The organism is bacterium (genome assembly GCA_026398675.1).
Lineage (GTDB): Bacteria > RBG-13-66-14 > RBG-13-66-14 > RBG-13-66-14 > RBG-13-66-14 > RBG-13-66-14.
This window is the reverse complement of sequence record JAPLSK010000345.1, coordinates 1-6898: the sequence shown is the minus strand read 5'-3', so window position 1 is coordinate 6898 and position 6898 is coordinate 1. Positions and strand designations below refer to the sequence as shown.

At 62.5% G+C, this 6898-nt stretch carries 6 protein-coding genes; all 6 read left to right on the top strand.

From position 1 onward, the window contains the following. Positions 1-250 precede the first annotated feature (250 nt). The 6 genes from NTW26_10440 to NTW26_10415 all read left to right on the top strand — a co-directional run bounded on the left by NTW26_10440 (position 251) and on the right by NTW26_10415 (position 6738). A complete protein-coding gene (locus tag NTW26_10440) occupies positions 251-1609 on the top strand; it encodes a hypothetical protein (protein ID MCX7022668.1) in 1359 nt (452 codons plus the stop codon). 158 nt (positions 1610-1767) lie between these two features. Further along, complete coding sequence (locus tag NTW26_10435) at positions 1768-3033, top strand: fibronectin type III domain-containing protein (protein ID MCX7022667.1); 1266 nt, start codon at positions 1768-1770, stop codon at positions 3031-3033. Between the two features lie 57 nt (positions 3034-3090). Further along, entirely contained in the window at positions 3091-3699 is a 609-nt protein-coding gene (locus tag NTW26_10430; protein MCX7022666.1) for a hypothetical protein, read from the top strand. An 89-nt stretch (positions 3700-3788) separates the two neighbouring features. Continuing rightward, positions 3789-4673, top strand: coding sequence for a hypothetical protein (locus NTW26_10425; protein MCX7022665.1), 885 nt, complete (start codon positions 3789-3791; stop codon positions 4671-4673). Between the two features lie 183 nt (positions 4674-4856). Further along, on the top strand, positions 4857-5648 hold the full coding sequence (locus tag NTW26_10420; protein ID MCX7022664.1) for a hypothetical protein: 792 nt from the start codon (positions 4857-4859) through the stop codon (positions 5646-5648). A 175-nt stretch (positions 5649-5823) separates the two neighbouring features. After that, on the top strand, positions 5824-6738 hold the full coding sequence (locus tag NTW26_10415) for a hypothetical protein (GenBank protein MCX7022663.1): 915 nt from the start codon (positions 5824-5826) through the stop codon (positions 6736-6738). Positions 6739-6898 lie beyond the last annotated feature (160 nt).

The following is a 6898-nucleotide window of genomic DNA, read 5'->3' as shown; positions in this document are numbered from 1 at the left end:
GTGCTCGCGGGCCTGTTGAAACGCTGCGCGCCCGGAATCCGGGTTCTGGGCGTCGGCGATCCGGCGGGTCTGGAGAGCGCGCGGGTGGAGCTCGGGGCGTTGGGCTTGATCTGAGGCCCACGGCCGCAACCTGGACCGCCGGTCGCGCCGTGGGGATGTCACCCCGTCCCCGCCGTCCCGCGTGATGCGCCACCCTCTTTTTTTAAATAAACGGACTCGAATAGTAACAATCCGAGCGGCAAAAAGAGACATGACCGAGCTTGAACGCAAATCGACTCGGGACCTTGCACCCTACCTGCTCTTCCTCGCCATCGTGGTCTTGTGGTCGGCCTGGTCCGTCTCCTGCTTCTTTTTAAACGAAGACGCCTTCATCTCCTTCCGCTACGTGCAGAACCTCGTCCAAGGTCAGGGACTGGTCTACAACCCCGGCGTCCACGACGAGGGCTACTCCAACCTCCTCTGGATCCTCCTCCTGGCCCCCTTCGCCCTGGCGGGCATCCCGCCGGAGCATGCCGCCCCTGCGCTGGGTATCCTTTCCGGCGCGATGCTCCTCTACGTCGTCTGGCGTCTGGCGAAGAGGCTCCTTCCCGATCGTCGTTGGCTTCCCCTGGCGGCGCCGGGTTTCGTGGCCACGTCATTCTCCGTGGTTTACTGGGCCGGATCCGGGCTGGAAACGGTCTTCTTCGGTCTTCTGCTGGCCTGCGCCGTATTCTTCCACCTCCGTGAAAAACCCAGCCGGTTCCCGTGGACCGGCTTTTTTCTCGGCCTGGCCGCGCTGACGCGCCCCGAGGGCTTCGGATTCATCCTCATCTTCGCCGTTCATTACCTTTACTGCCGGTGGCGCAAAATCCCCACCGGGTCCGACTGGCGCGATCTCATCCCCGCCCTGGGCCTGGTGGCGGCGCAGCTCGTCTTCCGCCGGCTCTACTACGGCTTGTGGTGGTCTCTGCCCGCCGTCGTCAAGGCCGGGGGGTCGCTCTACCAGCTCAAGAGCGGCCTTGGGTACCTCTTCTTCTGGGCGTTTCTTCGGCCGCCCCTGGCGCTCGGAATCGCTGGGGTCTTCGCGCTGGTCCGCCGCTTCAAGCGGGCCGACGCGACCCTTCTGGCCCTGATGTTGGCCGGGTGTGCCGTATTCGTCGTCTACTCCGGCGGGGACTACATGGAACATTTTCGGTTCATGGCGCCCTACGCGGCGATTCTCGCCCTCTGGGCGACGCTGGGCCTGGGGGAGTTGCAGGAGCTGGGTTCCAGGTGGCGGTTCATCCCCGGATTCTTCGCCGGTCTGGCGATCCTGTGGGGCGTCATCGCCGGGATTCAGCCGACGCTGGATCGCTGGTCGTCGCCTGGCGATCTCTTGCACAACAACCGGAAGATTATCGCCGGTGAGTTCCTTAAGGAGGCGTTGCCGGCGGGGACTCTGATCGCGAGTGGTTCGGCGGGTGCCCTGCCCTATGCGTCGGGGCTCCCCAACCTCGATTTCGCCGGTCTGTGCAACGCCCGACCCCAACCGGTCCGTGCTCTCCGATTCGCGCTTCGCCGGGCTGTACCAGCCGATGCTGGTTCAGACCGCGCCGGACCTGTACTTCACCTTCTACGCCCGCAAAAGTGAGTCGGTAGAGCGATGTCTGGCCGCCGGGGCCAGGGTCGTATACCCCATTAAACCCAAGGGGATGTGAATGATGCGCGGGCGTTGACACTCCCCGGAGGCTTTGGTAAACTCGCACCGTTATTAAGCACGTTTGTGACAACCATCTCCAAAGGAGCGCTATGGCCGGCGGTTCACCCGGCGCCGGGGGAATGGGACGCCTGAGATTTCCATTCGGGCACAGATTCCCCCTCGGCCGCTTATACGTCGTCCTGCCGGTGCTTCTCCTCACTCCTTTGATCTCGTCGGCGCAGTCGACGGAGTACCTCTACCCCCTGGTGGACCTCCCCTCGGCGCCGCCGCTCCTGGTCAAGGCCGAGGATGTTCCCGACGACACCGGAGAACGCCTCGCCTTGAAATGGACGCGCTCCCTCGACGACGGCAGCGGGCAGAACAACGTCGTCTCCTATTCCATCATGCGCAAGGAAGTTCCCGATCCCGAGACCGGCGAGGGTGAGGAGACCGACTTCACCGTGGTGAGCGAAGTCGAGGCCGGCACGTCGTCCTACACCGATACCGGCTGCGAGCCCAGTCACTCCTACGTCTATATGGTGGCGGCCAACAACGGCGTCGCCCTCTCCTACTCCCGCCCGAGCGAGCCCACCATGGCCCGCTCCCACTTTTTCCACTCCCAGCGCTGGAACACGCTCATCGGCGTCGTTCTGTTGACCCTCCTTCTGGTGTACTTCATATACAGCGCCCGCAAGGGGAAGGAGCTCTTCATCAGGCGTATCGCCGGTCTGGACGCCGTCGAGGAGGCTCTGGGGCGCGCCACCGAGATGGGCAAGCCGATCCTCTACGTCTCGGGACTCTCGACCATGGCCGATGTGTCGACCATAGCCGCGGTGAACATCCTGGGGCAGGTCGCCCGCAAGGCGGCCATCTACGAAATCCGGCTCATCGTCCCCTGCTTCGATCCCATCGTCATGGCCGTCGAGCGCGAGGTGGTCAAGGAAGCCTATCTCGATGCGGGCCGTCCCGATGCCTACAACCCCAACGACATCTACTTCGTCACCCAGTCCCAGTTCGCCTACGCCGCGGCGATCAACGGCATCATGCTGCGCGAAAAACCGGCGACGAACTTCTACATGGGCATGTTCTTCGCCGAATCGCTGATTCTGGCCGAAACCGGCGCCTCCACCGGGGCGATCCAGATAGCCGGCACCGACGCCGTCGTGCAGATACCGTTCTTCATCACCGCCTGCGACTACTGCATCATAGGCGAGGAGCTCTACGCGGCGTCCGCCTACATGAGCCGCGAGCCGCTTCTTTTGGGCGGGCTGAAGGGGCAGGACTGGGCGAAATTCATCATCGCCGTGCTCATCGTCATCGGGGTCATAACCAGCTTCTTCACCACCTGGTTCTCCGATCTGTTCATCGTCGGGTAGAGCCCGTCACTTTCGATACGGCAAAACGAAGTAATGCCCCCCGGCCAAAGGAGATAAGTGCGCAGACAAATCCCGCTTGTGATTGCTCTGGTCGCCGGTCTCTTCGGGGCTCTCTCCTACGTCATCATGGACCCGGTGATTCAGGGTTTGCGCGAGCAGATGCTGGCGTGGCTCCGGCTGCTCTCCGCCTTCGCCCTCGGCCTCGGTATCGCCAGTTTCTTGCGCAATCACGGCAATAAGATGATCCGGCAGGTTCCCGGCTGGGCCTTCAACGCCGTGGCCATTGCCAGCTTCCTGGTCATGGCCCTCGTGGGGCTATTCGGGGGCATTGACGAGGGGACGCTCTTCCGCCGGCTGTTCGATTATCTCCAGGCGCCGATGGAGGCGACGATGTTCAGCCTCCTGGCTTTCTTCATCGCCTCGGCCGCCTTCCGGGCCTTCCGCGCCCGATCGAAGGAGGCGACGCTCCTCCTGTGCGCCGCGGTGATTATCATGCTGGGGCGGGTCATTGACGTGGACTGGTTGTCCAACGTCACGGAGTGGATTCTCGAGATTCCCAACGGCGCCGCGCAGCGCGGTATCGTCATCGGCGTCGGCCTGGGGATGATCGCCACGGCACTGAAGATCGTGCTCGGCATCGAGCGGAGCTATCTCGGCGGTGAGTAAGCGGGCTTCCTGGTTGAGGGGTCTGCGGGAATAGAAAACCCCCTGGAACACGAGCCCCCCGGTAAAAACCGGCAAAGGTGAGCCAAAAGATGAAAAAGACCCTGTTAGAGAAACTGCTGGTTATAGACCGACGGTGGATCTTCCTGATCATCGGGATAGTGGTGATCGCGGCGCTCATCCTCCCCATCAAGCTTTCCATCGGGATCACCACTCCGGTCCAGAACTTCTTCGACGTGATCGATAGCTCCCAGGAGGGCTCGGTGATCCTGGTCTCGATGGACTTGGGCCCGAGCACGCTGCCAGAGCTGGAGCCGATGCTCAAAGCCGTGGTCTATCACGCCCTCGATCGCGGCCTGAAGGTGATCACCCTCACCCTCTTACCCGACGCCCCCTCCATCGCCGAGCGGATCATGCTCCAGGTGACCGACGAGCTGAACGCCAAGTACGAGGCGAAGGGTGACGAGCGGCGGATCCGCATGGGTGAGGACTGGGTCTATCTCGGCTTCCGCGCCGGCGGCGACGCCGTGATTCTCCAGCTCGGCACCGAGATACGGGTGGCCTTCCCCGCGGATTTCTACGGTACCTACCTCGACGACCTGCCGATGATGAAGACCATCCACAACTACGCCGACATGCGGGCGGTGGTGGACGTCTCGGGTACCGCCATGCCGGAGGTCTGGGTGTCCTTCGCCGGTGCCCCCTACGGCATCCCCATTCTCGTCGGTGTCACCGCGGTGAGCGCCCCCCAGTATTACGCTTACACCCAAACCGGGCAGATGGCGGGCCTGTTGGGTGGGCTCAAGGGCGCCGCCGAGTACGAGAGGCTCCTGAACTACGATGGGGACGCGATCAAGGGCATGCTCGCCCAGCAGTGGATACACATCGTCATCGTGGGCTTTATCTTGATAGGTAACATCGCCTACCTCGTCACCCGCGGCAAGAAGGACCGCGAGAAGTCTGCGACTAAGCCGTAACCCGTAAACTGTAGCGGCAAAGTCGTCAATCCGCGACGACGAGGCTCAGCCTCTGAAACGAATTGCGAGCCAGCCCAAACCTGCGAGGGCGTTCCGAGACGGTGAATTCGGGCATGTGCGGCGACTTGGGCGGTCAAGTCCGGCGACGGTACGCCCGAAAGAAGAAACAAAAAGGGGTGGACGTTGAACATCTCCCTTGATATCTGGATTTGGGTGGCGGCAATCTTCACCCTGTTCGTCTACTCATTCCTCTACAAGGACAACCCCTTTTACAAGCTCGCGGAGCACGTCATGGTGGGGCTCGGCGCAGGATACTACACCGCCGTCCTGTACCACAACGTGATCGTCGAGGACTTCCTCATCCCCTTCGGCGTCACACTCAATAAATTGTCCCTCACCCCGGCCGAGTTCCAGGCCTATGCCGACACCCAAGGCATGACCAGCCTCCCGCCCATTCTAGAGGATTTCTCCCCCGTACTGGCCCTCGTTCTCCTTCTCATCCCCGTCATCCTGGGGATACTGCTCTTCACCCGCTTCATCCCGAAAATCTCCTGGATCAGCCGGTACTCCCTAGCCTTCATCCTGGGCGCCAACTCCGGTATCGCCATCCCCAACGCCCTTCAGGCCCGCGTCATCTCGCAGCTCCGCGGCACCTTCGTCCAGGATCACGGGGCGCTCGTGGTGCCGCTTTTCTCCATAGACTCCTGGCGGGATTTCTTCGCCGCGCCGGGGATTTCGACCTTCTTCGACGCAATCTCGGGGCCGCTCTTCATTGTCGGCACGCTGTGCACCCTCGCCTACTTCTTCTTCTCGCTGGAGCACAAGGGGGTACTGGGCGGTGCCGCGCGCATCGGTATCTGGTTCCTGATGATCGGCTTCGGCGCCAGCTTCGGCTATACCGTCATGGCCCGCGTCTCGCTCCTGATCGGCCGGGTCCACTTCCTCCTCTTCGAATGGCTCGGATTGCCTAAGTGACCGTGGGAGCTCGGGGGGGACTCATTTTCCAAGAACAATCACGGGGAGTGCCAGACAACGTGTAGTCTTGTGAAATAGAGAGGCCCGTCGTTTCAGGGGTTGTCGGAATGTTGATCACCAGGATTTCGACAGCCTTTTCTTCACCCGTTTTCCAAGCGGTTATTCGCAGCAGGTCATGGCCGGTACCGGCATCCTCCAGCGCTTCCTGAATCTCGACCGCCGCTGGATTTTTCTTCTGGAGGCGGCCGTCGTCGTTTTAGCCCTGGTCGGACCCTTCGAGGTCGGGGTGCGGATTACAAAGCCGGTCAACGACTTCTACCGCGTCATCCAACAGAGCGATCCCTCCAAGCCCCTCCTGGTGGCCGTAGACACCCCTCCGGCCGGATTGCCCGAGCTGGAGCCCATGATAATCGCCATCCTCCAGCACGCCTTCAGCCGGGGCCAGCCGGTCATCCTCATTTCCCTCGATATAGAGGGGGTCGCCATCTCCGAGCGCCTGCTGAACCGGGTGACGGGCGAGATGAACGACCGGGTGCTCCAGACCGGGCGCGGGGAGCCGCTCGAGTCCGGGGTGGACTACGCGCTCCTGGGCTTCCGGGCGGGGTACAACTCCGTCATCATCGGCCTGGGTGAGGAGATAAAAGGCGTTTTCCCCACCGATTACTACGGGACGTCCCTGGACGCGATGCCCCTCTTTCAGGACACGCACAACTACGGCGACATGGCGGCGGCCATCGACATCTCGTGGTCGTCCACCCCGGAGGACTGGATCGCCTTCGCCGGGGGTCCGTACGGCATCCCGATCCTGGTGGGCTGCACCGCTGTGAGCGCCCCCCAGTATTACGCCTACCTGCAGACCGGACAGATGGCCGGGCTCCTGGGGGGGCTCAAGGGGGCCGCCGAGTACGAGCGGATAACGAACAATCCGGGTTCCGCCGGTCAGGGGATGGTGGCCCAGCTCGGGGTACACGCTCTGTTGGTTCTGGCCATCGTCCTGGGCAACGTCGCCTTCTTCACCGATCGGTTCATGAGCTCTCGCCGTACCATGTCTTCACCCGGTCCAACGCAGACCGATAACCGCGGAGCCTGAGACGTGTCCATGGGAGGCGTGTTCGACGGGCTGATCAAGCTCGACCGCCGCTGGATCTACCTCCTGATCGCGGTGGGGGTGATAGTTACCCTTCTGGGTCCCTTCTCCGTGGACGTGTCCATAACCGCCCCGGCCGCCCGTTACTACAAGGCCATCAACG